Origin of the sequence: Janthinobacterium sp. BJB426, from assembly GCF_002735705.1 — a bacterium.
Taxonomy (GTDB): Bacteria; Pseudomonadota; Gammaproteobacteria; order Burkholderiales; family Burkholderiaceae_D; genus Janthinobacterium.
On the sequence record NZ_PDZL01000009.1, the window covers coordinates 18,509 to 40,971 of the forward strand.

Here is a 22,463-nt window from a genome sequence, read left to right on the forward strand (position 1 = left end):
GATGCCACACGTCAACTATGGGCGTGGAGGTTCCTGCGCCACGACGGCCATTGCCGCGCCCAGGTATTGCAGCATGGCCCCGTTGACAAAGCTGCCTTCCATCAGACGCGGTTCCTGCTGGTGCGCCTGGCGGAACTTCAGCTGCGTGGCCGGGGCCGTGCCCGCGTAGGAGCGGAACAGTTCCAGCCACTGCCGCGCCAGTTGCAGCACGGCCGGGTCGGTGGGCGGCGTGCGCGCATCGATGGCGGCGCGCACGGCGGCGATCAGGGCGGGCCACTCGCCCGAGCGCTTGCCGTAGTTGGCCACCAGGTGTGCGTACTCCTGCTCATTGAGGAAGGGCCGGTACAGCGCGATGCGCGCTGCATTGAAGGCGGCCAGGATGAACTGCATCAAGTCCGCATCGATGCTGGTCGTCGCTTGCATCGAGGGTTCCTGCGCATGCATGTCGTTCAGGCGCGCGAACAGGCCAGGGTGGGCGCCTGTGTCGCGCACCAGCTTGACCATCCATTCCGTGGCCAGCGCCTGCGCCCGCGCATCGTCGGGACCAGCGCCCGTCGCCTGCAGCGCGCGTACCCTGGCGACGAGCGCCTTCCATTCCTGTTCCACGGCCGCATCGGACAGCAGCGGCAGTTGTTGCAGTTCTTCGTGAGTAAAGTATTTGTCGTACATGGTCATCAACTCCATAGTGGTGAGCCACTCGGCCAGTTCCGGCGCCTGCCCCTGCGCCAGTTGCGCTTGCAGGCTGCACAGGCGTTCGCGCAAGGTGGAAGCTTGCGCGATCTGGCGTTCCAGCATGGCGATTTGCTGCGCCACGATGGAATGCAAAGGCAGATCCGGGCCAGCGAGGGCGTTGGCGATATCGGCCAGCGACAGCCCGAACTTGCGCAGCGCCATGATCCGGTGCAGCCGGTCCATGTCGCCGTGCTGGTACAGGCGGTAGCCAGCCTGCGTGCGCGCCGAAGGCGAGAGCAGGCCGATGCTGTCGTAATGGTGCAGGGTGCGGATAGTCAGGCCCGTGAGCCTGGCCAGTTCCCCGATTTTTAACAGCATCGTCGTCTCCTTGTCTTCAGTGCGTACCGCCACGATGGCGCCTGACGTAACGTCAGGGTCAAGCAAGAATGTAGCAGAAGAGCCAAAAAAACCCGTAAAAGAATCCGTTGACCTTCATTTTTTTGTACGGTATATTTATAAAACCGAATGGCAACTACAGCAAAAGAAACAGGTTCGGGCCAGGTGGCATGATGGAGTAATCGTTGTGCGGCGCAGCAAGAAGCGCCATTGGCAGGGCTGGAAAGACAATCCGCACAGACGGATTTTTTTCACAGTTGGTTTGTACGTTAAATATAATATGCCACCGGCAAGATCCGGGAGGCGAGAGGGACGACCATGATGAAAAGTATCGTTTGCGATACGCCCGGCAGTTTGCGCATGGAGCAGCGCCCCGTGCCCGTGCCCGGCGAGGGTGAAGTGCTGCTGCGCATACGCCGCGTCGGCATCTGCGGTACCGACATGCATATCTTCCGCGGCACCCAGCCTTTCCTCAGCTATCCGCGCGTGATGGGCCATGAATTGTCCGGCCATATCGACAGCGCGCCAGCCGGCTCGCGCCTGGCCGTGGGCGACCAGGTCTATGTGATGCCCTACCTGTCATGCGGTACTTGCGTGGCCTGCCGCCAGGGCAAGACCAACTGCTGCACCCGCATCGAAGTGCTGGGCGTGCACCGCGACGGCGGCATGACCGAATACCTGGCGCTGCCCGAGCGCTTTGTCTTCAAGACGGAAGGCATCTCGCTCGACGACGCGGCCATGATCGAATTTCTCGCCATCGGCGCGCACGCCGTCAAGCGCGGCGCGGTCGATGCCGGCAAGCGCGTGCTGGTGGTGGGCGCCGGCCCGATCGGCATGGCCGTGATGCTGTTCGCATCGTTGAAAGGCGCCGACGTGACGGTGCTCGATGGCCGCGCCGACCGCCTGCAGTTCTGCCGCGATGCGCTCGGTATCACCCGCACGGTGCAGCTGGGCGAGGGCGACAAGGAACAGCTGTCGGACGCCACCGGCGGTGAATTTTTCGACGTGGTGTTTGACGCCACCGGCAATATCGCCGCCATGGAGCGGGGCCTCGACTTCGTCGCCCACGGCGGGGCCTATGTGCTGGTATCCATCGTGCGCGACCGCCTGTCCTTTTCCGATCCCGAATTCCACAAGCGCGAAACGACCTTGCTGGGCAGCCGCAACGCCACCGTTGACGATTTCGAGGAAGTGGTGGCGGCCATGAAGGCGGGCAAAGTACCCACCGCGCTGCTCAATACCCACCGCACCACGCTCGATGAATTTACCGGCGTGCTCGATCGCTGGATGCAGCCCGAGGCGGGCGTCATCAAGGCCATCGTCGAGGTCTGAGATGAGCGATCTCAACCCCATACTGCAATTTGGCACCAGCCGCTTCCTGCAGGCGCACGCCGACCTGTTCGTCAGCGAAGCGGCCAAGGCAGGCGAGGCGCTGGGCCATATCACCATCGTGCAGACCACGCACAGCGCGCAGGGCGCGGCGCGGGTGGCGGCGTTTCGCCAGGCCGGCGGCTACCCGGTGCGCATCCGCGGCTGGCAGGACGGCGCGCAAGTCGATGAAGAGCGCCGTGCCGACGCCGTCACGCAAGCGTGGCAAGCCGGCAGCGACTGGCGGCAGGTGCGCGATGCGGCCGTGGCCGCGCGCGTGATCATCTCGAATACGGGCGACACGGGCTACCAGCTCGATGACGCCGACCACGCCGGCATGCTCGACGGCGCGGCCGTTCCCGCCAGCTTTCCCGCCAAGCTGCTGGTGCTGCTGCACGGTCGCTTCCTGGCCGGCGCCGCGCCCCTCTCGATCTTCCCGTGCGAACTGGTGGCCGACAACGGTCATGTACTGTGCCAGGTGGTCGTGACACTGGCGCGGCAGTGGCAAGTCTCGCCAGACGCCATCGCCTACCTGGAAACGGGCTGTTTGTGGATCAATTCCCTCGTCGACCGCATCGTTTCCGAAGCGATTGAACCGATAGGCGCGGTGGCCGAGCCCTATGCGCTGTGGGCCATCGAGGCACAGGAAGGCATGCTGCTGCCGTGCCGCCACCCGCAACTGGTGGTGACGGGCAGCCTGCGCGACTATGAACAGCGCAAACTGTTTTTGCTCAACCTGGGCCACACCTATCTGGCGCAACTGTGGCTGGAACGGGGCAGTCCGGTCGGCATGACGGTGCGCGAGGCGATGGACGATGGCGCCATGCGCGCCGCGCTAGAAGCCCTGTGGAACGAGGAAGTGCTGCCCGTGTTTGCCGCCATGGGGGCGCGGCACGGTGACGCCGCGCTGGCCTATGTGGCGCAGGTCAGGGAACGCTTCGGCAATCCCTTCCTCGCGCACCGCCTGGCAGACATCGCCCAGCATCACGCCGGCAAGATCGCGCGCCGCATGGCGCCCGTGGCGGCGCTGGCGCGGCAACTGTGTCCCGCCCTGGCGCAGCCGCGCCTGCGCGCCATGCTGGCGCCGGGAGCGCAGCCATGAACGCCCCGGTTAACGCAGTTGTTTCTTTTTCGGCATGCCGATCCAATCCGATATCGACTAAAATGGCCCACTCATCCACTTTCCCTTTCGCTGGCATAGCGCGTTCATTCATCCATGTCCAAACCCGCCACCGTCTTCAAGCGCAGTACCAATCTGCTGTTGCAATTTCTCGCCGAGAATGTCGCAGTGGGCGAGATGCTGCCGACGGAGCAGTTCCTGACCACCATCTGCCAGGGCAGCCGCACGGCGATCCGCAGCGCGATCGCCTACCTGTCGACGCGGCGGCTGATCGCCAGCCCGGCGGACCGGCGCTTGCTGCGCAAACCCATACCGGGCGACTACTTCGATATCTCCGAATTGCAGTCGGGGGCGGAGCGCATCCAGCAAGTGCTGATGGAACGCGTGTACCAGCGCGACATGCCGCCCGGCGCGGAATTTTCGGAAGCGGAGCTGGCGCGCGAGGCGGGCGCCAGTACCGTCAGCGTGCGCGAATTCCTGATCGGTTTTTCGCGCTTCGGCCTGATCGAAAAGAAACCGCGCGGCGGCTGGCGCTTGTGCGCGTTCGACCGCTCGTTTGCCACCGAACTGGCGGACATGCGGCGCATGTTCGAGATGGCGGCCGTGGAGCAATTTGCGCACCTGCCGCATGGCGATCCCGCGTATGCGGAACTGGCGCGGCTGATCAAGCAGCACGAGAAGCTGGCGGCCAGGATAGACACGCGCCACAACGCCTTTCCGGCGCTGGACCGCGAGTTCCACACCTTTCTCATCGGCTTGCTGAACAACCGCTTCGCGCAGGGCTTCTACGATATCGTCTCGTTTGTCTTCCACTATCACTACCAGTGGGACAAGGGCGAGGAAAAGGGCCGCAATCAGTACGCGGTGCAGGAGCACCTGGCGATTCTGCGCGCGCTGGCGGAGCACGACATACCGAAGGCGCTCGAGGGCATGCGCTCGCACCTCGATTCCTCGCGCCGCACCATGCTGTCGTCGATCGGCACGCGCGAAAAACTGAGCCAGCCGGGCGCCTAGCCATCTTTGCCGGGGAGGGTGCGCCATGAGCCTCGCTTCCCAGCCTGCCAGCCTGCTGCTGATGTCGCCCGAAGATAACTGCCTGATCGCCAGGACAGCCCTGGCCAGCGGCGACGTCGTCGCCATCGATGGCTTGCCCGTCACCCTGGCGCAAAATATTCACATCGGCCACAAGGTGGCGCGCCGCGCGCTGGCCGTGGGCGACAAGGTGCTGCGCTACGGCGCCCTGATCGGCAGCATCACGGCCCCCGTCGCCATCGGCGAGCATATCCACACGCACAACCTGGCAAGCGATTACATCCCCACGTTTACCCTGGGCCAGGACGGCCACCACTTCCTGGACAAGGACGACCAAGCATGAACGCTCCCGTGACGACACCCGCCCTGTCGGGCTACCTGCGCGCCGATGGCCGCAAGGGCATCCGCAATATCGTGGTGGTGGCCTATATGGTCGAATGCGCGCACCACGTGGCGCGCCTGATGGTCAACGCCTTTCCCGGCCAGCCCGTGCACCTGATCGGCTTTACGGGCTGCTTCCCCAATGAATACGCGGACCAGGTGATGCGCCGCCTGCTGACGCACCCGAACGTGGGCGCCGTGCTGCTGGTCTCCCTGGGCTGCGAAGGTTTCAACAAATACGGCCTCTCCAGCGCCGTGGCCGACAGCGACCGCCCCGTCCACACGATCACGATCCAGGAAAACAGCGGCACGCGCCCCAGCGTGAGCAGTGGTACGGAATGGATAGGCTGGGCGCTCGAGCACCTGGCGCAGCAGGAGCGCGTGCCGATGAGGATCGATGAACTGGTCGTCGCCACCATCTGCGGCGGTTCCGACAGCACCAGCGGCATCAGCGCCAACCCGGCCGTCGGCGTGGCATTCGACACCCTGATCGCGGCCGGCAGCCCCTGCATCTTCGAAGAGACGGGCGAACTGGTCGGTTGCGAATACCACATGCAGCGGCGCGCCGTCAGCCCCGACCTGGGCAACGCCATCGTCGAGACCGTGGCCAAGGCGGCCCGCTATTACACCATCATGGGCCATGGCAGCTTCTCGCCGGGGAACGCCGATGGCGGCCTCACCACGCAGGAAGAAAAGTCGCTGGGCGCCTACGCCAAGAGCGGTTCCTCGCCCATCGTCGGCATTTTGAAACCGGGCGACCAGCCGGCCGGCGGCGGCCTGTACCTGCTCGACGTGGTGCCGGACGGCGAGCCGCGCTTCGGTTTTCCGAACGTGTCGGACAACGCGGAAATCGTCGAACTCATTTCCTGCGGTGCCCACATCACCTTGTTCACTACCGGCCGCGGCTCCGTCGTGGGTTCGGCGATTTCACCCGTCATCAAGGTGTGCGCCAACCCGCAAACCTTCGAGCGCCTGGCCGACGACATGGATATCAACGCCGGCAAGATACTCACGGGCGAAGCCACCCTGGAAGAAGTAGGCGCGGAGATCGTCGCCGCCGTGCTGAACGTGGCCAACGGAGAACTGAGCCGCTCGGAAGACCTGGGGCACCAGGAATTCGTGCTGACCTATAAACAATTCGACGCGGTGGGGCCAGGCTGTTTCCCATTGCGCGCAGCGTGAGGGCCGGGTTCATGGATGCCACACAAATGCGTAACCTGCCGCGCGGCGGCCTGTCGCTGCCCTGCATCGGCATGGGCTGCGCGCCGCTGGGCGGCTTGTACCAGGCGGTCAGCGATGCGCAGGCGCGCGCCACCCTCGATGGCGCCTGGGATGCCGGCGTGCGCTTCTACGACACGGCGCCATTCTACGGCTACACCCAGTCCGAACACCGTCTCGGCGCTGCGCTGCGCGGGCGGCCCCGCGATCATTTTGTTGTCAGCACCAAGGCGGGACGGCTGATGCGGCCCGACGCCAGCGTGCGCCCCGGCGACGATGGTTTTGCCGCGCCGCTGCCGTTCCGTCCCCATTACGACTACACGTATGACGGCGTGCTGCGTTCGCACGACGACAGCCTGCAGCGGTTGGGGCTCGAGCGCATCGACATTCTGTTCGTGCACGATATCGGCAAGGCCACGCATGGCGAATGCGATCAGCATTACTGGCGCCAGCTGACGGACGGCGGCGGCTTTCGCGCGCTGGACCAGCTGCGCGCAAGCGGCCAGGTGAAGGCCGTGGGCCTCGGTGTCAATGAATGCGAGATCGTGCTGCGGGCCATGGCCGAATTCGACCTCGATTGCACCCTGCTGGCCGGCCGCTACACCTTGCTGGAGCAGGCTTCGCTGTCGCCATTGCTGGACCTGTGCGTGGAACGCGGCAACGCCATCGTCATCGGCGGCCCGTTCAACTCTGGCGTGCTGGCCGGGAACGGTAAATTCAATTACACCGATGCGCCGGCCGTGATACTCAAGCGCGTGGCGCGCCTGGACGCCGTCTGCCGTGACTTTGGCGTGCCCTTGCAAGCCGCCGCCCTGCAGTTTCCACTTGCCCATCCGGCCGTCGCTTCCTGCATCCCGGGCGGCCAGGACCTGGCGCAGCTGCGGCAAAACCTGGACTGGTTCGCCACGCCGCTGCCCGATGCCCTGTGGCTGGCGCTGCGGGACGCGGACTTGCTCGATGCGCGCGCGCCGCTGCCTGCGGGAGTGGCCGCATGATGCGCATCGACGCCCACCAGCACTTCTGGCAGCTGGCCGCGCGCGCCGGCAGCTGGCCACCGCCATCGCTGGCCGCCATCCACCGCGATTTTGCGCCCGCCGACCTGGCGCCCTTGCTGGCCGCGCACGGTATCGCTGGAACGGTGCTGGTGCAGTCGCTGCCCTCGGTTGCCGATACCGACTACCTGCTGGCGCTGGCGGAACAGAACAGTTTTATCCGCGCCGTCGTGGGATGGAGCGATTTGCTGGCGCCTGACGCAGCGGCTGCGATTGCCCGCCTGGCATCGCAGCCGAAGCTCAAAGGCTTGCGGCCCATGCTGCAGGATCTCGAAGACGATGCCTGGATCGCCAATCCGGCGCTGGCGCCAGCTTTGAAGGCCATGGTGGAACACGGTCTGCGGCTCGATGCGCTGGTGCTGCCGCGTCACTTGCCCGCGCTGCTGCATTGCGCGCGCGATTATCCGCTGCTGCCCATCGTGATCGACCATGCAGCCAAGCCGCCGATCGCCGATGCCGCCTTCGGCACATGGCGCGAAGACATGGCGCAGCTGGCCACGCTGCCGAACGTGCACTGCAAGCTGTCGGGACTGGTGACGGAAGCGAAACCCGGCTGTAACGTGGACGACTTGCGCCCCTATGTCGCACATGTGCTGGAAGTATTCGGCCCCCGGCGCGTGATCTGGGGCAGCGACTGGCCTGTGGTGGATCTGGCCGGCGGCTATGCGGCGTGGCTGGCGGCCAGCGAGGCGCTGCTGGCGCATCTGGGGCAAGAGGACAGGGATGATATTTTCGGCCTCAACGCATTGCGCTTTTACGGCATCAGTCAGGAAACGCCATGAAAAAAATGGGCATGGTCATCGGCATCGCGCCGGAGCGCATCGCGGAATACAAGACCCTGCATGCCGCCGTCTGGCCGCAGGTGCTGGCAAGGCTGGCAGCCGCGCATGTCAGTAATTATTCGATCTTCCTGCGCCAGCCGGAAAACCTGCTGTTCGGCTACTGGGAATACCACGGCGAGGATTTCGAAGCCGACATGGCGGCCATTGCCGCCGACCCGGAAACGCAGCGCTGGTGGACCTTTTGCGCACCGTGCCAGGAGCCGCTGGCCTCGCGCGCCGAAGGCGAGCACTGGGCGATGATGGAACACGTATTTCATATGGCTTAGGCCCTAAAAAAAGGAGACAACATGACCGCCAGACTACAAGGCAAAATCGCCCTGCTCACCGCCGCCGGCCAGGGCATCGGCCGCGCCACGGCCGAAGCGTTCGTGCGCGAAGGCGCTACGGTAATCGCCACCGATATCAACCAGGCCCAGCTCGACGTGCTGAAAGAGGCGACGGGCTGCGCCATCCGCCGGCTCGACGTGACCGATGGCGCGGCGATCACCGCGCTGGCCGACGAGATCGGCCCCGTCGATATCCTGTTCAACTGCGCCGGCTTCGTCGACGGCGGCACCATCCTCGACTGCGACGATGCGGCCTGGGACCGTTCCTTCGACATCAACGCGCGCTCCATGTACCGGCTGATGCGTGCCGTGCTGCCCGGCATGCTGGCACGGGGCGCTGGCTCCATCGTCAATATGTCGTCGGTGGCGTCGAGCGTGAAGGGCGCGCCGAACCGTTTTATCTACGGCACCTCGAAGGCGGCCGTGGTAGGCATGACAAAGTCGGTGGCGGCCGATTTCGTCACGCGCGGCATCCGCTGCAATGCGATCTGTCCCGGCACCATCGAGTCGCCGTCGCTGAAGGAACGCATTGCCGCGCAGGCGGCGGCGACGGGCGTGAGCGTCGATGAAGTGCAGGCCGCGTTTGTCGCCCGCCAGCCGATGGGCAGAGTGGGCAGGGCGGAGGAAATCGCCGCGCTGGCCGTCTACCTGGCTTCCGACGAATCCGCTTTCACCACCGGCATGACTCACGTCATCGATGGTGGCTGGTCCAATTAATTACAACAACGAGAGACACACATGAAACTGATGCGTTATGGCGACAAGGGCGCTGAAAAACCTGCACTGATCGATGCTGACGGCGCCGTGCGCGACCTCTCCGGCGTGCTGTCCGATATCACGGGCGAGACCCTGGGCAAGGATGGCCTGGCAACCCTGGCCGCCATCGATATCGCCAGCCTGCCGGTGGTGGACCATCCCGGCCGCATCGCGCCGCCGTGGAAGGGCGTGGGCAAGTTTCTCTGCGTGGGACTGAACTATGCTGACCATGCGGCCGAATCGGGCATGGCCGTGCCGGCCGAGCCGGTGCTGTTCATGAAGGCCACCAGCGCCATCATCGGCGCCAACGATGCCGTGGTGATGCCGCAGGACTCGAAGAAAAGCGACTGGGAAGTGGAGCTGGGCGTGGTGATCGGCACCACCGCGCGCTATGTGAGCGAAGCCGATGCGCTGTCGTACGTGGCCGGCTACTGCGTTGTCAATGACTTGTCCGAACGCGAGTACCAGCTGGAGCGCGGCGGCCAGTGGGACAAGGGCAAGGGCTGCGATACCTTCGGCCCGATCGGCCCCTGGCTGGTCACAAGCGACGAAGTGGCGGACCCGCAAAACCTGGGCCTGTGGCTGGAAGTGAACGGCAAGCGCGTCCAGGATGGCAATACGAGAACCATGGTCTTCGGTGTGGCCAACCTGGTCAGCTATATCAGCCGTTTCATGACCTTGTACCCGGGCGACATCATCAGTACCGGCACGCCTCCGGGCGTGGGCATGGGGCAGAAACCATCGGCCGTGTACCTGAAGCCGGGCGACACCATGCGCCTGGGGATCGAAGGCCTCGGTGAGCAGAAGCAGACCGTGCATGCGTGGAATCCGGAACTGATCGACGGTTAAACCAGTAGCAGACCGGCGTGCCGCCAAGGTGCTCAGACATCGGCGCGCCGGCCTATGGCAGTGGAGTGGAGGAGACACACCATGAATCAATCCGAAGAGATACTGGCGCTGAACAAGGTCAGCAAGCGCTTTCCCGGCGTGCTGGCGCTCGATAACGTCAGCTTCAGCCTGCGCAAGGGCGAGGCGCATGCGCTGTGCGGTGAAAACGGCGCCGGCAAGTCCACCCTGATGAAGGTGATGAGCGGCGTGTACCAGGCCGACGAGGGAGAACTCGTCTACAAGGGCAAGGTGTGCAGTTTTTCCTGCAGCGTGGATGCGGAGGCGGCCGGCATCGCCATCATCCACCAGGAACTGAACCTGATCCCGCACCTGAGCGTGGCGGAGAATATTTTCCTGGCGCGCGAACCGGTGCGCGGCATTTTTATCGACCGTAAAAAAATGCGTCTTGATGCACAGGCGCTGCTGGACCGGCTCAAGCTGCGCATCGATCCGCGCCAGCTGGTGAAAAACCTGTCCTGCGCGCAGCAGCAGATGGTGGAAATCGCCAAGGCCCTGTCGCTCAATACGGAAGTGCTGATCATGGACGAACCCACGTCGTCGCTGACGGAAAGCGAGACGGGCCAGCTGTTCGACATCATCAATGAACTCAAGCGCAATGGCGTGAGCGTGGTCTACATCTCGCACCGGCTGGAAGAGATGCAGCACATTATCGACAGGGTGACGGTGCTGCGCGACGGGAAATTCGTCTGCACCGATGATTTTGCCGCCACCACCCTGGACGCCATCGTGGCAAAGATGGTGGGCCGCACGCTCGATGAAAAATTTCCCGACCGCGTCTCGACACCGACCGCCGACGTGCTGCTGCGCGTGACCGATTTGCACCGCAAGGATGTCTTCGGCCCGTTGAGCTTTGATTTACGGCGCGGCGAGATCCTCGGCTTTTCCGGCCTGATGGGCGCGGGGCGCACGGAAGTGGCGCGCGCCATCTTTGGCGCCGATCCCCTCACCAGCGGCGCGATCCACCTGGGCGATATGGCGGTGACGATCGCCAGTCCCATCGACGCCATCGGCCACGGCATCGCCTATCTGTCGGAAGACCGCAAGAGCCATGGCCTGGCGATCCGCATGTCGGTGGCGGCCAACCTGACCCTGACGAATGTGTCGGGGCTGGCGAACCGGTTCGGCTTCATCGATTTCGCCAGGGAAGAGGCGGTGGCGCAGCAGTACATCGCGGCGCTGGGCATCAAGACGCCGACCTCGAAACAGATCGCGCGCAACCTCTCCGGCGGCAACCAGCAAAAGATCGTCATCAGCAAATGGCTGTACCGCGAATCGAAAATCATCTTCTTCGACGAACCCACGCGCGGCATCGACGTGGGCGCCAAGTTCGCCATCTATCAGCTGCTCGACAAGCTGGCGTCGGAAGGCATCGGCGTGGTGCTGATCACGTCCGAGCTGCCCGAGATCATGGGCATGACGGACCGGGTGGCCGTGTTCCATGAAGGGCGCATCAGCGGCATCGTCAATACGCGCGAGTCGTCGCAGGAAGAGATCATGCAGTTGGCGTCGGGGCGCGTAGTCAGTCCCACTCCTGGCCAGGTGGCAGCCCATTAAAAACAGAAAGCTTAAAAAAATGAACAAAGAACTGATCCAAAAATTCGCCGCGCTGGGCAGCCTTTCGCTGTTGCTGCTGGTGTTCTCCCTGACCAGCAACGCCTTTTTCTCCGTCAGCAACGGCATGAGCGTGGCCTTGCAAGTGACGTCGATCGCCTACCTGGGCATTGCCGCCACCTGCGTCATCATCACGGGCGGCATCGACCTCAGTTCCGGCTCCGTGCTGGCGCTGGCCGGCGTGGCCGCCGCGCTGCTGGTGAAAAGCGGCGTGCCCGTGCCGGTCGCCATGCTGGGCGGCGTCGTGGTGGGTGCCATGTGCGGCGCCGTCAACGGCTTTTGCATCACGCAATTGAAGCTGCCGCCCTTCATCGCCACCCTGGGCATGATGCTGATCGCGCGCGGCCTGGCGCTGCAGGTGACGGGCGCGCGCGCCATTTCCGGCCTGGGCGATTCGTTCGGTGAACTGGGTAACGGCGTGCTGTGGCGCATCGAGCGCGACACGGGCGGCACCTTTCCCGAAGTCGTCTTTCCCGGCATTCCGTATCCGGTGGTGCTGATGGTGGTGATCGCCGTGGCCGTCTCCATCATGCTCAGCCGCACCACCTTTGGCCGGCATATCTATGCCGTCGGTTCGAATGCGGAGGCGGCGCGCCTGTCGGGCGTGAAAGTGGGCCGCGTGACCCTGCTGGTGTACACCTTGTCCGGCGCCTTGTCGGGCCTGACGGGCTGCGTGCTGATGTCGCGCCTGGTGACGGCGCAGCCGAACGAGGGCGTGATGTACGAACTCGATGCCATCGCCAGCGCCGTGATCGGCGGCGCCTCGCTGATCGGCGGCATCGGCACCATTTCCGGCACCGTCATCGGTTCCTTCGTCATCGGCATCTTGCGCAACGGCTTGAACATGAACGGGGTATCGAGCTTTATCCAGCAAATCATTATCGGACTGGTCATCTTGCTGACCGTCTGGATCGATCAGAAGCGCAACCGCGCCTGAAGCAGCAGCTGAAAGTAGTCACACCCATAAATCTATAATTAAATGAGGACGACAATGAACACCATCAAAGCCATGTCACTCGGTCTGTTGACCGCAGCATTTGCCCTGAGCTCCAGTGCCGCCTTCGCGGCCCCGGGCGAGATCGCTGTGATCGTCAAGACGACCAATTCCAACTACTGGCAAAACGTCAAGAAGGGCGCCACGGCCAGCGCGGCGGATGCCAAGGGCTACAGCCTGACCTTCCAGGGGCCGGCCTCGGAATCGGCCATCGCCGACCAGGTCAGCATGGTGGAAAACGCCGTCACGCGCAAGGTGGCCGGCATCGTGCTGGCCGCGTCGGACCCGGACGCGCTGGTGCCGGCCCTGAAAAAGGCGTGGGAAGCGAAGATTCCCGTGGTGCTGATCGATTCGCTGGTGGCCGACAGCGGCAAGCGCTATTACCAGTCCTTCCTGTCGACCGACAATGAAGCGGCCGGCGAGCAAAGCGCCAAGGCCCTCATTTCGCAGGTCGGCAAGACGGGCAAGATCGCCGTGATGTCGTACGTGGCGGGCGCCGGTTCCGAAACGGGCCGGGTGGGCGGCTTCAAGCGCTATATCGAAAAGAACTCGCAGCTGCAGATCGTCGGCACGTATTACTCGCAGTCGCAGATGGCCACGGCGCTGAACCAGACGACCGACGTGCTGGCATCAAATCCTGACTTGAAGGGTATCTTCGGCGCCAACGAGCCGACGGCCGTGGGCATGGGCCGCGCCATCGCGCAGGCGGGCAAGGCCGGCAAGGTGATCGCCGTGGGCTTCGATGGCAATGAAGACTTGAAAAACTTCGTCAAGGACGGGACCCTGTACGCGACCGCCGTGCAAGGTTCGTACTCGATGGGCGCACTGGGCGTGAAAACCCTCGTCAGCCTGATCGAAGGCAAGAAGGTCGCGCCGTTCGTCAACACGGGCGTGGTGATCGTCACCAAGGCCAATGTCGATCAGCCGGAAGCGAAGAACGTTTTATATTGAGTATCAGCTGATCGTCAGGCGCTGCTTCAATTCCTTGAGCAGCGTGCCGGTCTTGGTGGTCAGCTGGCGCGCCAGCGGCCACGCGAGGGACAGCGGCAAGCCTGGCGTGGCGCAGGCCGGCAATACTTCGACGATGGCGCCGCTGGCCAGGTGTTCCTGCACCAGCCAGGTCGCCTGCTGCGCGATGCCCAGGCCGGCCAGCACGGCGGCCGTCTGCGCTTCGGCGTCCCCCACCGTCAGGCGCGGATGGACCGCGCGCCGTTCCACCCCGTTCTCGCCGGCAAACAGCCACGGCGCCGCCGTGCCGTCGCCCCGGCCATAGGCGATGCAGTCGTGGCCATCGAGATCCGCGATGGCCACCGGCGTGCCGCGCCGCGCCAGGTAGGCGGGCGCCGCGCAAAAGATCAGGCGCTCTTCGCCCAAGGGCATCTGCCCCAGCGTTGGCGGCCAGCTGCCGGGCGTGCCGATGCGCACGGCGATATCGATGCGCTCTTCGAACAGGTCGGCAAAGCGGTCGCTGAAGCTGATCGACGGTTGCAGCTGCGGATATTTTTCGCACAGTTCAATCAGCGCCGGCATCACGCGCATGCGGCCATACGAAGCGGGCACGCCGATGCGCACCTTGCCTGCAAGTTCGCCATCCTGCTCGGCCAGCACGTTTTCCGCATCGACCAGTTCCTGCAGCACGCGCTTGCAGGTGGCGTAATAGGCATGCCCCGCGCTGCTCAATTGCAAACGCCGCGTGCTGCGCTCGAACAGGATCACGCCCAGGCGTGCTTCCAGGCGCGCCACGCTCTTGCTCACGGCCGAGCTGCTCAGGTGCAGCCGTGCGGCCGCCCTGGTGAAGCTGCCGGCGTCGGCGGTGGCAAGAAACGGCGCGATGCCTTTCAAGTGTTCGGACATGATTGAAGAATATTTTTCATGAATAAGGCGAAATACTATCGCAGATAAGAATTTCTGTCCGCTATATCATGGTGTTTCACACAGGTATGGGAGTACGCATGAACAAGCACGCATTGATTATCGGCGCCAGCGGCGTTATCGGCAGCAATCTGGCCACGCACTTGCTGGCGCAGGGCTGGCAGGTGACGGGCGTCTCGCGCGGCCGCACGCCCGTGCCTGCCGGCTGCGCGGCCCTGTCGCTCGACGCGACGGATGGCGCTGCCGTCGCCGCCGCGCTGGCTGGCCTGGACGCCAGCCACGTCTTCTTCACAGCCTGGGCGCGCCAGGCAAACGAACAGGAAAACATCCGCGTCAATGGCGCCATGGTCGCCAATGTGCTGGCCGCGCTGGGCCCCACTGGCCATTTGCGCCATGCGGCGCTGGTGACGGGCCTCAAGCACTACCTGGGACCGTTCGATGCGTATGGCAAGGGAGCCGTGCCCGTCACGCCGTTCCGCGAGGAGCAGGGCCGCCAGGACGTTGACAATTTTTACTATGAGCAGGAAGACCGGCTGTTCGAAGCGGCCGCGCAGTATGGTTTTACGTGGAGCGTGCACCGCCCGCACACCGTCATCGGCTACGCGCTGGGCAATGTCATGAACATGGGCCTGACCCTGGCCGTGTATGCCAACTTGTGCAAGGCCGGCGGCCAGCCCTTCGTCTTTCCGGGTTCGTCCGCACAATGGCACGGTTTGTCCGACATGACGGACGCGGGCCAGATCGCCCGCCACCTGGCGTGGGCAGCCGACAGCCCCGCCGCGCGCAACGAGGATTTCAATATCGTCAATGGCGACGTATTCCGCTGGAAGTGGCTGTGGCCGCGTCTGGCCGCGTATTTTGGTATCGAGGCGGCGGACTTGCCCGAGGCGATGGCGCCGCTGGCCGGGCGCATGCAGGACGCGCCCGCGCAGTGGCGCGCCATCGCGCAGCAGCACGGCCTGGTGGAGCTGGATGTCAGCCGCCTCGCTTCCTGGTGGCATACGGATGCCGACCTGGGGCGGCCGATGGAAGTGATGACGGACATGGGCAAGAGCCGCAAGGCGGGCTTTCTCGATTATCAGGATACGCCCGATGCCTTCTTCAATCTGTTCGAGAAGTTGAAGGCGGAGCGCGTCATTCCGCGCTGACGGGTTCCGTGGCGACCGGTGGCGGGGCTGCTGCTGCCGCTGCTGCTGCTTCTGCCGCATTTGCCCTATGCTGCTGCGCCCGCTGCCATTCCAGGCCAGGGCGGTCGACGCGGAATTGCAGCAGCCGTCCCTGCACCACTTCCGTCACATACGCCGTGCGGCCATCGGGGCCGCCGAAGGTGATGTTGCTGGGCTTGGCGCCGGGCACGCTGATTTCGCGCAGGATGCGCCCCTGCGGCGACAGTTTCACGACGCTGCCCTTGCCGTAGCGCGTCACGTACAGGTTGCCGTCGACGTCCACGCGCATGCCGTCCATGCCGAAATCGTCGAACTTGATCAGCAGGCGCTTGCCGCTCAGGCTGCCATTGGCGGCGATGTCATACATCCAGATATTGCGCTGCACGCTTTCATTCACATACAAGATATTGCCGTCGGGACTGACCTCGATGCCGTTGGCCGTGCCCATGGTGTCGAGCGCCAGGGTCACCGTGCCGTCCTTTGCGATGCGCCACACGCGGCCCGTATTTTCCTTCCAGTTCGGGTCGCTCGCATACAGCACGTCGTCGGCCGTGATGGCGATGTCGTTCGGCTGCGTCATGCGCGGCTCGCGCGCGTGGATGGTCAGCGCGCGCGTGGCCGGGTCGACCAGGTAAATCGTGTGTTCCATGTAGTCGGCCAAATACATCTGGCCCCGGCTGCCGAAGCGGATGCCGTTGGCGATGCTGGTGCCGGGCAGGGTCAGGTACACCTCGCCAATGCCGCCGGGGCTGACCTTGCCGATGGTTTGCTGGCGCGCAAAGTTGACGGCATAGATATTGCCATCCGCATCCACGGCCGGGCCTTCGATGCCCTTGGTAAAGGAATGCGCGGGCGTGAGCGTGGTGGCGAGGAACAGCGTTTCGTGCGCGGGCTGGCTGGCGCAGGCGGACAGGCTGGCCAGCGCGGCGGCCAGCACGGCCGTGCGCAGCGATGGCAGGGCATATCGGGATTGGTGCATCAGTGTTCTCTGTATGGCAAAGGTGGCGTATGTTACCCGACGCGCGCCAGCCGGGGCGCCTGGCTAGGCGGCCACCACGATCAGGTCGGGGAAGTCGTCCTGCCAGCCGTCCCATTCGTCTTGCAGATGGGCGTGCATGCCGGCCCGGTCTTGCGCCTGCTCAAACGTGTCCGCGCTGGCCAGCAGGAAGCGGGCGATGGCGCGCAAGGTGGCCGGGTCGGCCTGGATGGTCACGTCGGAACAACGTTTGGGACGTTCTGCGGCCTCGTCTTGCAGATAGCAGTGCAGCGATAAATGTGTGGTCATGAGGTTCAGTTGTTGATGTAGGCGCCCAGCATGGCGTGTGTGTTCAGTGCGGCGCGGGCCGCTTCCAATTCCCCGGGCTGCAGGTGCCAGAAGATCCAGCCGGCATGCTCTTCGCAGCGGCCATACGCCTGCATTGCGTCGCGCAGGGCTTGTCGGCGCTCGGGCGGCAGCGCATCCAGTCGGGCTTGCGTAAAACCATTGATGGGATATACATCCCGCAGGTGCGAGTCTTGCAGCCCGCGCCGCTTGATGGCGGCCCAGTTATTTGCGGGGCAAGGAATGCCAAAGGTCATCGGATGGGCCTCGTCGAGCTGCCGGTAGCCGAGTGCGTAGCCGGTACCATAGCCCTGCGTTTCAGCGTAGCAGTAGATATACTCGCAATGCTCGAACAGACCGGGTATGGCCCGCGCAGCGTCGAACAAGGGCGCCAGCGCAAGCTTGCTGGCGCGTATGGCCAGCACGAACAACGAGCCCGATGAATACACGACAAGCGCGTCGCAGTTGGTGGTCTCGTCGGCTTCGTCGGGCGGCACGATGCGCGCTGAAAACAGCTCGATGCTGTCGGTCTCTGGCGCAAACAGCATCTTCTCGTAATTTCGCTTTGAGAACTTGACGACCTTGCCGCGCTTGTTGCCATAGCGCTCGACGGGTTCGCCGATGTGCGCGAACCAGGCAAACAGCTGCGCGCTTGCCGCGGCGGCGATGAAGGGGCTATCTTTCTTGAATTCGCCTACCAGGAAGTGATATTGATCCATGTGTCGTCAGAGTAAATGGGCAACGCGCATGATGCCATGCGCGGGACCCCGTGCCTAGCGCGCACGCGAGGAATGGTGCTGGCCATGGATGCATGGTGGCGGTGCCGCGCGGGCGAGATGGAAAAAGATGCGCGACTGGACGGCGCAATGGCCGGGTTGAGGCGTATGATGGAAATACAGATGTGGTTGCCGCAAGGCCGTGCGACCGGCACCGGCCGCACATCTTGCAGGTTTTTTTCGTGGTTTTGGCAGCAATGACAACGAGGAGACATCATGGACAAACCCGAATTCATCCTGGCCGCCAAGGCCATGGAAACGCTGGAGATGTATCAAACCTTTTACGGCCACTCCAGCGAATACCAGGCGCACCAGCAGGAAGTATTGAAACTGCTGCGCCACAAGGGCGCCTCCCTGCTCGTTTCCGAGCATGGCCCGGCGAAATTTTTACTGGCCTTTGCCGATGCGCTGGAAGCGGCCAGCTTGCCGGGCGAGTATGTGCCGTTGAGCCGGCGGTAGGGGCTTGTGAGCCTGGTGCCGTTGACGGTGCCAGGCAACAGGCGATCTAGCAAATCGATCCACCTATGCTTTTTCCACTGCGCAAGTTAAAGCCGAAGTAGCACCTATGGCCGTCGGGATCCCGGACACAGGAAACATTTTCCTTGTCGCGTTGTCGATAGCCTTGCTCCAAACTGCAGCGCTCTTTTGAATCCGGAGCCATGGAGTCAAACATGTCCTTGGCCACTGCCCCCGTGACCATGAAAGAAATCTTGCGTTCATGCGGTGTCGGCGGTTGTTGCTCGCCCAAGGTATTCGAATAGATCAGATAAGAACCCTTGAATGGCCTGTATTCGCCCCAGTCGCTGTTGCCGGCCGCATAAGCCAGTGAAAGCAGGGTGAGGGCACCCCACGCCAGAGCATACTGCTTTTTCATTTCAAGCTCTCAGTTCCAGGTGAAAGTGATGGTCGTGATTTTTGAACGGCGTCACGAATGGAATGCCGGTATCGTTAAACAGCACCCGACGCACATTGGCATGGGCACGAAAAAGTGCGATGAGCTTTGCCGTCGCGGCTTGATCGTATTCTTTGTTGTACCAATGTACCGGTATGGGCAGGCCATCTTTGCGCAGTGGACGTATGTCCACCTCCAGGCCGGACTTGTGCGTGGAGTGTTGCCCATACTCGGTCCCGTTCGCCAGGCTAATGTTGCCGATACCAAATTTCCGTGTATCCGACGCCTGCCATTCGCGCTCCACATACAGCAGTGCCATCATCATATTCGGGTGCGCATTGGCCCGCACCCCTGCCCGGGGTACCATAGACGTAGTACCCGGCACCCTCCGGAGCCTGCGGCAGGATGACGAAACCGCGCTTATCCCTGGGCTGAACTTCAAGCATGGTCAACTCCGCTATGCGCAACGATGGGGGAGTTGGCATTGTTTTGCATTCCTTTCCATAGGTAATTGCGGTATCGCAAACAGTGGCGAACTGGAACCGGATTCATCGATAGCATGTGAAAGGACTCCTTGCCCGGCAAGTGTCACGATAACTTTTTTATATCTTGTTTGTGACGATGTGTGAGTATGTTGCTGCCTATTTGGTGCACACTCTGCGGCATATCAATTCGGGAGTGCCTCCATGGTCAGGTCACGCAGCTTGCCGCCACGATTGCTGGGAGCTGGCTTTCGTGGCTTTTCCCTGCTGCCGCTGGCCATCTCATTTGTCGTGCTGGTGTGCCTGTCGCTCTTGGCGATCCAGTTATGGATGACCTTGCGGGCACGGGAAGTGCAGCTGAATGAAGCGGGCCGTGAAAGCGCCAATCTGGCGCAATCCGTTGCGCAGCATGCCTATGACACCATCAAGGAGGCCGATACGGTGCTGGTCGGACTGGTGGAGCGGGTGGAGACAGACGGTGTTTCCGAATTGGAACTGGCGCGTACGCACAAATTGCTGGTGACCCGTGTCGCCGAGCTGCGCCAGTTGCACGTCATCTTCATCTATGCCAGGGATGGCAGCTGGCTCGTGAACTCGCAGAAAACGCTGTTGAGCAATCTGAATCATTCTGATCGGGATTATTTCAACTACCATCGAACGCATGAGGACCGGGGGCCGTATGTCGGACCTCCCGTGCGCAGCAAATCAACGGGGCACTGGATAGTCACTGTGTCGCGGCGAATCAACATGCCTGACGGAAGTTTTGGTGGCGTGGCTCTGGCGACCATCGACATGAATTATTTCCGGCAGTTTTACGAACGCTTTTCGATAGGAAAAAAAGGCGCCATTTTCATTGCGAATGGAAAAGGGATTCTTTTATTGAGACGGCCCTTCGATGAAAGTTTACTGGGGCGCGATCTTTCGCAATTTCCCGTGTTTCATGATTATTTGCCCAAAAGTCCCGTTGGCACGGCAGTGATCAAGTCGCGAGTCGATGGCGTGACGCGTATCAATAGCTATCGAAGAATCGAGGAATACCCACTGGTGGTCTCTGCCGCATTGTCACAGGATGAAGTGCTCGCCGAGTGGCGTCTCGACATGATTTTACAGAACGCGGTGGGGGGCGTGTTGGTACTGCTGATTGCCTTCATCGGATACCGCGTGGTGCGGCAAATCGATTTGCGTGTCAAGAGCGAAGCGGGTTTGCTTGAAGCGCGCAATGAACTGGAATTGATTAATGAAACCCTGGCCCGCCTTGCCAACCAGGATGGCTTGACGGGGCTGGCGAACAGGCGCCACTTCGACCAGTCGCTGCTTGCCGAGTTCAGCCGTGCGCAGCGTGAAAATAGTGCTCTGGCACTCGTGTTGATCGATGTCGATTTCTTCAAGCAATACAACGATATCTATGGCCATGTGGCTGGCGACGAGTGCTTGAGAAAAATCGGCAAAGTGGTCGGCTACAGCATGCGCAGGCCGGGCGACCTTGCGGCGCGCTACGGTGGCGAGGAAATGGTCATTTTATTGCCCGGAACGGATCTGCCGGGTGCCTTGGCGGTGGCGGAAGGCGTCCGCCAGGCCGTGCAATCGCTGGGCGTCGAGCATAGTGGCAATCCCCTTGGCGTAGTGACGGCCAGCGTCGGCGTGGCCGCTTTCATGCCGACGCACCTGGAAAATCAGGCGGTCGAGTTGGTTGAACTCGCTGACAAGGCACTCTACAGGGCAAAGGCATCGGGAAGAAATCAGGTCTGTTATGAATCGTCTTGCGAGCCTGCCGAGCAGGCCGCGACTGCTTTTGCATTTCGATAGCCATTTTTGAATGGTGGCGGGGTGGGCGTCAACTGCAGATCCTGGGTGGCGCGTGCGCCAGTCTGATCCATGTACAATCGGCAACATACGGATCGACGTATCCACCCCTTCACTGCGGAGTACGCTTGAGCGTGACACAAATATTGCAAACCTGGCTGCAGGCCTGGCGGGAAGCCTTCACGTGCGTCGGCCTGGGACTGCGCGATGCGCGTCATGCGGGACTGTGGTGGCGCTCCGCGCTGTGGTGCATGGCGGTCGTGGCGCTGTGGCTGGGACTGTATAGCTGCTTCGGTCGTTTTTTTGTCGAACTGAGCGCCATGCTGGCGCTGGTGTCCGTTACCGGCTTGCTGGGGCTGGGCGTGATGGATGGCGTCGGGACACTGGCCAATGGACCTGCCACGCTTTCGCAGATGGGCAATATCGCCGGCGGCTTGGGCAGTGCCGCCAAAGCTCTGTTGTCGATAGGCCAGATCGCCCTGGCCTTGCTGGCGCTGGCTGGCTTTTTCTATGTGATGGTTTTTAGCGTCGGCGCCATCGGCACGGCGCGCTTGCCGTTGCGCTGGCTGTTGCTGGAGCGCGCCAAGGCTGTGGCAGCGCGCCGCTATGCCGCTTGGCAGCCGCCGGCCGGCCTGGATGCATCCTCCGCGCGCCCTGTCTGGCGGCGGCGCCTGTTGCTGCTGTTTTCCCTGCTGATTCCGGTGTGGGCCATGTGCGTGCTGATTTCGTACTTGCTGGCCTGGAATGTCCAGATGGTCTACGGCGCGGCGGCCGACAAGGTGCTTGGCGCGGAACAGCAAGCGGCGTTGCGCCGCGAACAGCGTCCGGCGATTTTTGCCCTCGGATTGCTGTTGTGTTTGCTGATGCTCGTACCAGTCCTCAATTTACTGGTGCCAGCCTTGCTGTGCAGCAGTGTTTGCCATTTGCAGCGCCGCGGCTGGCGCGCAACGGGGTCACCAATCAAGGTGGAGTGAACAAGGAGTGAACAATGAGTGAACACGCAAGACGCGGCACCCTGGAGCGCGCGATTGAAATTGCCGCCGCCATCCATGCGGGCCAGACGGACAAGGGTGGTGCGCCGTACATACTCCACCCCTTGCGCGTCATGCTGCGCGTCGCGCCCGGTGCTCAGCAGATCGTTGCCGTGCTGCATGATGTAGTGGAAGACAGCGATGGAAAAATCACCTTCGACGACCTGGCGCGCGAAGGATTTCCCCGGGAAGTCATCGACGGCGTGCGCGCCGTGACCAAGATCGACGGCGAGTCCTACGAAGCGTTCATCGCCCGCGCGGCCTTGGACCCGGTCGGCAAGGCCGTCAAGCTGGCGGATCTGGCCGAGAATAGCGATTTGTCGAGGATAGATAGGCCGACGCAGAAGGATCTGGAGCGGCTGGAGAAGTATCGGCGGGCGATGGAATATTTAAGGGGGTGATGTTTTTTAACTTCGAAATGGCGCAACGCCATCGCTTCAACT

The 22,463-nt window shown here is 62.9% G+C and carries 25 protein-coding genes; 18 read left to right on the forward strand and 7 right to left on the reverse strand.

Annotation, left to right across the window (positions count from 1 at the left end):
- Positions 1-15: 15 nt before the first annotated feature.
- Positions 16-1,050, reverse strand: coding sequence for a MerR family transcriptional regulator (locus CSQ93_RS15755; RefSeq protein ID WP_099378862.1), 1,035 nt, complete (start codon positions 1,048-1,050; stop codon positions 16-18).
- Positions 1,051-1,389: 339 nt separating this feature from the next.
- Between CSQ93_RS15755 and CSQ93_RS15760 the strand changes: the two genes are divergently transcribed.
- The 13 genes from CSQ93_RS15760 to CSQ93_RS15820 all read left to right on the forward strand — a co-directional run bounded on the left by CSQ93_RS15760 (position 1,390) and on the right by CSQ93_RS15820 (position 13,628).
- A complete protein-coding gene (locus CSQ93_RS15760) occupies positions 1,390-2,400 on the forward strand; it encodes a zinc-binding alcohol dehydrogenase family protein (RefSeq protein ID WP_099379010.1) in 1,011 nt (336 codons plus the stop codon).
- Between the two features lies 1 nt (position 2,401).
- Positions 2,402-3,538, forward strand: coding sequence for a D-mannonate oxidoreductase (locus CSQ93_RS15765; RefSeq protein ID WP_099378863.1), 1,137 nt, complete (start codon positions 2,402-2,404; stop codon positions 3,536-3,538).
- 114 nt (positions 3,539-3,652) lie between these two features.
- A complete protein-coding gene (locus CSQ93_RS15770; RefSeq protein ID WP_099378864.1) occupies positions 3,653-4,570 on the forward strand; it encodes a GntR family transcriptional regulator in 918 nt (305 codons plus the stop codon).
- A 25-nt stretch (positions 4,571-4,595) separates the two neighbouring features.
- A complete protein-coding gene (locus CSQ93_RS15775) occupies positions 4,596-4,931 on the forward strand; it encodes a UxaA family hydrolase (RefSeq protein WP_099378865.1) in 336 nt (111 codons plus the stop codon).
- On the forward strand, positions 4,928-6,151 hold the full coding sequence (locus CSQ93_RS15780; RefSeq protein ID WP_099378866.1) for a UxaA family hydrolase: 1,224 nt from the start codon (positions 4,928-4,930) through the stop codon (positions 6,149-6,151). The genes CSQ93_RS15775 and CSQ93_RS15780 overlap by 4 nt, the downstream gene beginning before the upstream one ends.
- Positions 6,152-6,162: 11 nt before the next feature.
- A complete protein-coding gene (locus tag CSQ93_RS15785) occupies positions 6,163-7,182 on the forward strand; it encodes an aldo/keto reductase (RefSeq protein WP_099378867.1) in 1,020 nt (339 codons plus the stop codon).
- Positions 7,179-8,021, forward strand: coding sequence for an amidohydrolase family protein (locus CSQ93_RS15790; protein ID WP_199534427.1), 843 nt, complete (start codon positions 7,179-7,181; stop codon positions 8,019-8,021). The genes CSQ93_RS15785 and CSQ93_RS15790 overlap by 4 nt, the downstream gene beginning before the upstream one ends.
- On the forward strand, positions 8,018-8,347 hold the full coding sequence (locus tag CSQ93_RS15795; protein ID WP_099378868.1) for an L-rhamnose mutarotase: 330 nt from the start codon (positions 8,018-8,020) through the stop codon (positions 8,345-8,347). Before CSQ93_RS15790 ends, CSQ93_RS15795 begins: the two co-directional genes overlap by 4 nt.
- Before the next feature lie 21 nt (positions 8,348-8,368).
- Positions 8,369-9,124: an SDR family oxidoreductase gene (locus CSQ93_RS15800; RefSeq protein ID WP_099378869.1), complete on the forward strand. Its 756-nt coding sequence runs from the start codon at positions 8,369-8,371 to the stop codon at positions 9,122-9,124.
- A gap of 21 nt (positions 9,125-9,145) precedes the next feature.
- On the forward strand, positions 9,146-10,012 hold the full coding sequence (locus CSQ93_RS15805; RefSeq protein WP_099378870.1) for a fumarylacetoacetate hydrolase family protein: 867 nt from the start codon (positions 9,146-9,148) through the stop codon (positions 10,010-10,012).
- 81 nt (positions 10,013-10,093) lie between these two features.
- On the forward strand, positions 10,094-11,626 hold the full coding sequence (locus CSQ93_RS15810; RefSeq protein ID WP_099378871.1) for a sugar ABC transporter ATP-binding protein: 1,533 nt from the start codon (positions 10,094-10,096) through the stop codon (positions 11,624-11,626).
- A gap of 19 nt (positions 11,627-11,645) precedes the next feature.
- Entirely contained in the window at positions 11,646-12,620 is a 975-nt protein-coding gene (locus CSQ93_RS15815) for an ABC transporter permease (protein ID WP_070257549.1), read from the forward strand.
- 54 nt (positions 12,621-12,674) lie between these two features.
- Positions 12,675-13,628: an ABC transporter substrate-binding protein gene (locus CSQ93_RS15820; RefSeq protein ID WP_035825547.1), complete on the forward strand. Its 954-nt coding sequence runs from the start codon at positions 12,675-12,677 to the stop codon at positions 13,626-13,628.
- Between the two features lie 3 nt (positions 13,629-13,631).
- Here the strand turns inward: CSQ93_RS15820 and CSQ93_RS15825 are convergent, their stop codons facing one another.
- A complete protein-coding gene (locus CSQ93_RS15825) occupies positions 13,632-14,531 on the reverse strand; it encodes a LysR substrate-binding domain-containing protein (RefSeq protein WP_099378872.1) in 900 nt (299 codons plus the stop codon).
- Positions 14,532-14,629: 98 nt separating this feature from the next.
- Between CSQ93_RS15825 and CSQ93_RS15830 the strand changes: the two genes are divergently transcribed.
- Positions 14,630-15,697, forward strand: coding sequence for an SDR family oxidoreductase (locus CSQ93_RS15830; RefSeq protein WP_099378873.1), 1,068 nt, complete (start codon positions 14,630-14,632; stop codon positions 15,695-15,697).
- Here the strand turns inward: CSQ93_RS15830 and CSQ93_RS15835 are convergent.
- The 3 genes from CSQ93_RS15835 to CSQ93_RS15845 form a co-directional block, all read right to left on the reverse strand.
- Entirely contained in the window at positions 15,684-16,694 is a 1,011-nt protein-coding gene (locus tag CSQ93_RS15835; protein ID WP_233516201.1) for an SMP-30/gluconolactonase/LRE family protein, read from the reverse strand. The two genes, CSQ93_RS15830 and CSQ93_RS15835, sit on opposite strands and share 14 nt — an antisense overlap.
- Before the next feature lie 63 nt (positions 16,695-16,757).
- Entirely contained in the window at positions 16,758-17,000 is a 243-nt protein-coding gene (locus tag CSQ93_RS15840; protein ID WP_099378874.1) for an Imm32 family immunity protein, read from the reverse strand.
- A 5-nt stretch (positions 17,001-17,005) separates the two neighbouring features.
- Positions 17,006-17,755 carry a hypothetical protein gene (locus tag CSQ93_RS15845; RefSeq protein WP_099378875.1) on the reverse strand — a complete coding sequence of 250 codons (750 nt, stop codon included), beginning with the start codon at positions 17,753-17,755 and terminating at the stop codon, positions 17,006-17,008.
- Positions 17,756-18,028: 273 nt separating this feature from the next.
- Between CSQ93_RS15845 and CSQ93_RS15855 the strand changes: the two genes are divergently transcribed.
- Entirely contained in the window at positions 18,029-18,271 is a 243-nt protein-coding gene (locus tag CSQ93_RS15855; RefSeq protein ID WP_070303981.1) for a hypothetical protein, read from the forward strand.
- A gap of 46 nt (positions 18,272-18,317) precedes the next feature.
- Here the strand turns inward: CSQ93_RS15855 and CSQ93_RS15860 are convergent, their stop codons facing one another.
- Both CSQ93_RS15860 and CSQ93_RS15865 read right to left on the reverse strand, forming a co-directional pair.
- Positions 18,318-18,686: a hypothetical protein gene (locus tag CSQ93_RS15860; protein WP_099378877.1), complete on the reverse strand. Its 369-nt coding sequence runs from the start codon at positions 18,684-18,686 to the stop codon at positions 18,318-18,320.
- 1 nt (position 18,687) lies between these two features.
- Entirely contained in the window at positions 18,688-19,029 is a 342-nt protein-coding gene (locus tag CSQ93_RS15865; protein ID WP_099378878.1) for a hypothetical protein, read from the reverse strand.
- Positions 19,030-19,390: 361 nt separating this feature from the next.
- Here CSQ93_RS15865 and CSQ93_RS15870 point away from each other — a divergent pair, with 361 nt between their 5' ends.
- From CSQ93_RS15870 to CSQ93_RS15880, 3 genes are all read left to right on the forward strand, one after another.
- Positions 19,391-20,992 carry a sensor domain-containing diguanylate cyclase gene (locus tag CSQ93_RS15870; protein ID WP_099378879.1) on the forward strand — a complete coding sequence of 534 codons (1,602 nt, stop codon included), beginning with the start codon at positions 19,391-19,393 and terminating at the stop codon, positions 20,990-20,992.
- Between the two features lie 125 nt (positions 20,993-21,117).
- Complete coding sequence (locus CSQ93_RS15875) at positions 21,118-21,963, forward strand: hypothetical protein (RefSeq protein ID WP_158301259.1); 846 nt, start codon at positions 21,118-21,120, stop codon at positions 21,961-21,963.
- Positions 21,964-21,977: 14 nt separating this feature from the next.
- Complete coding sequence (locus CSQ93_RS15880; protein ID WP_099378881.1) at positions 21,978-22,421, forward strand: HD domain-containing protein; 444 nt, start codon at positions 21,978-21,980, stop codon at positions 22,419-22,421.
- Positions 22,422-22,463 lie beyond the last annotated feature (42 nt).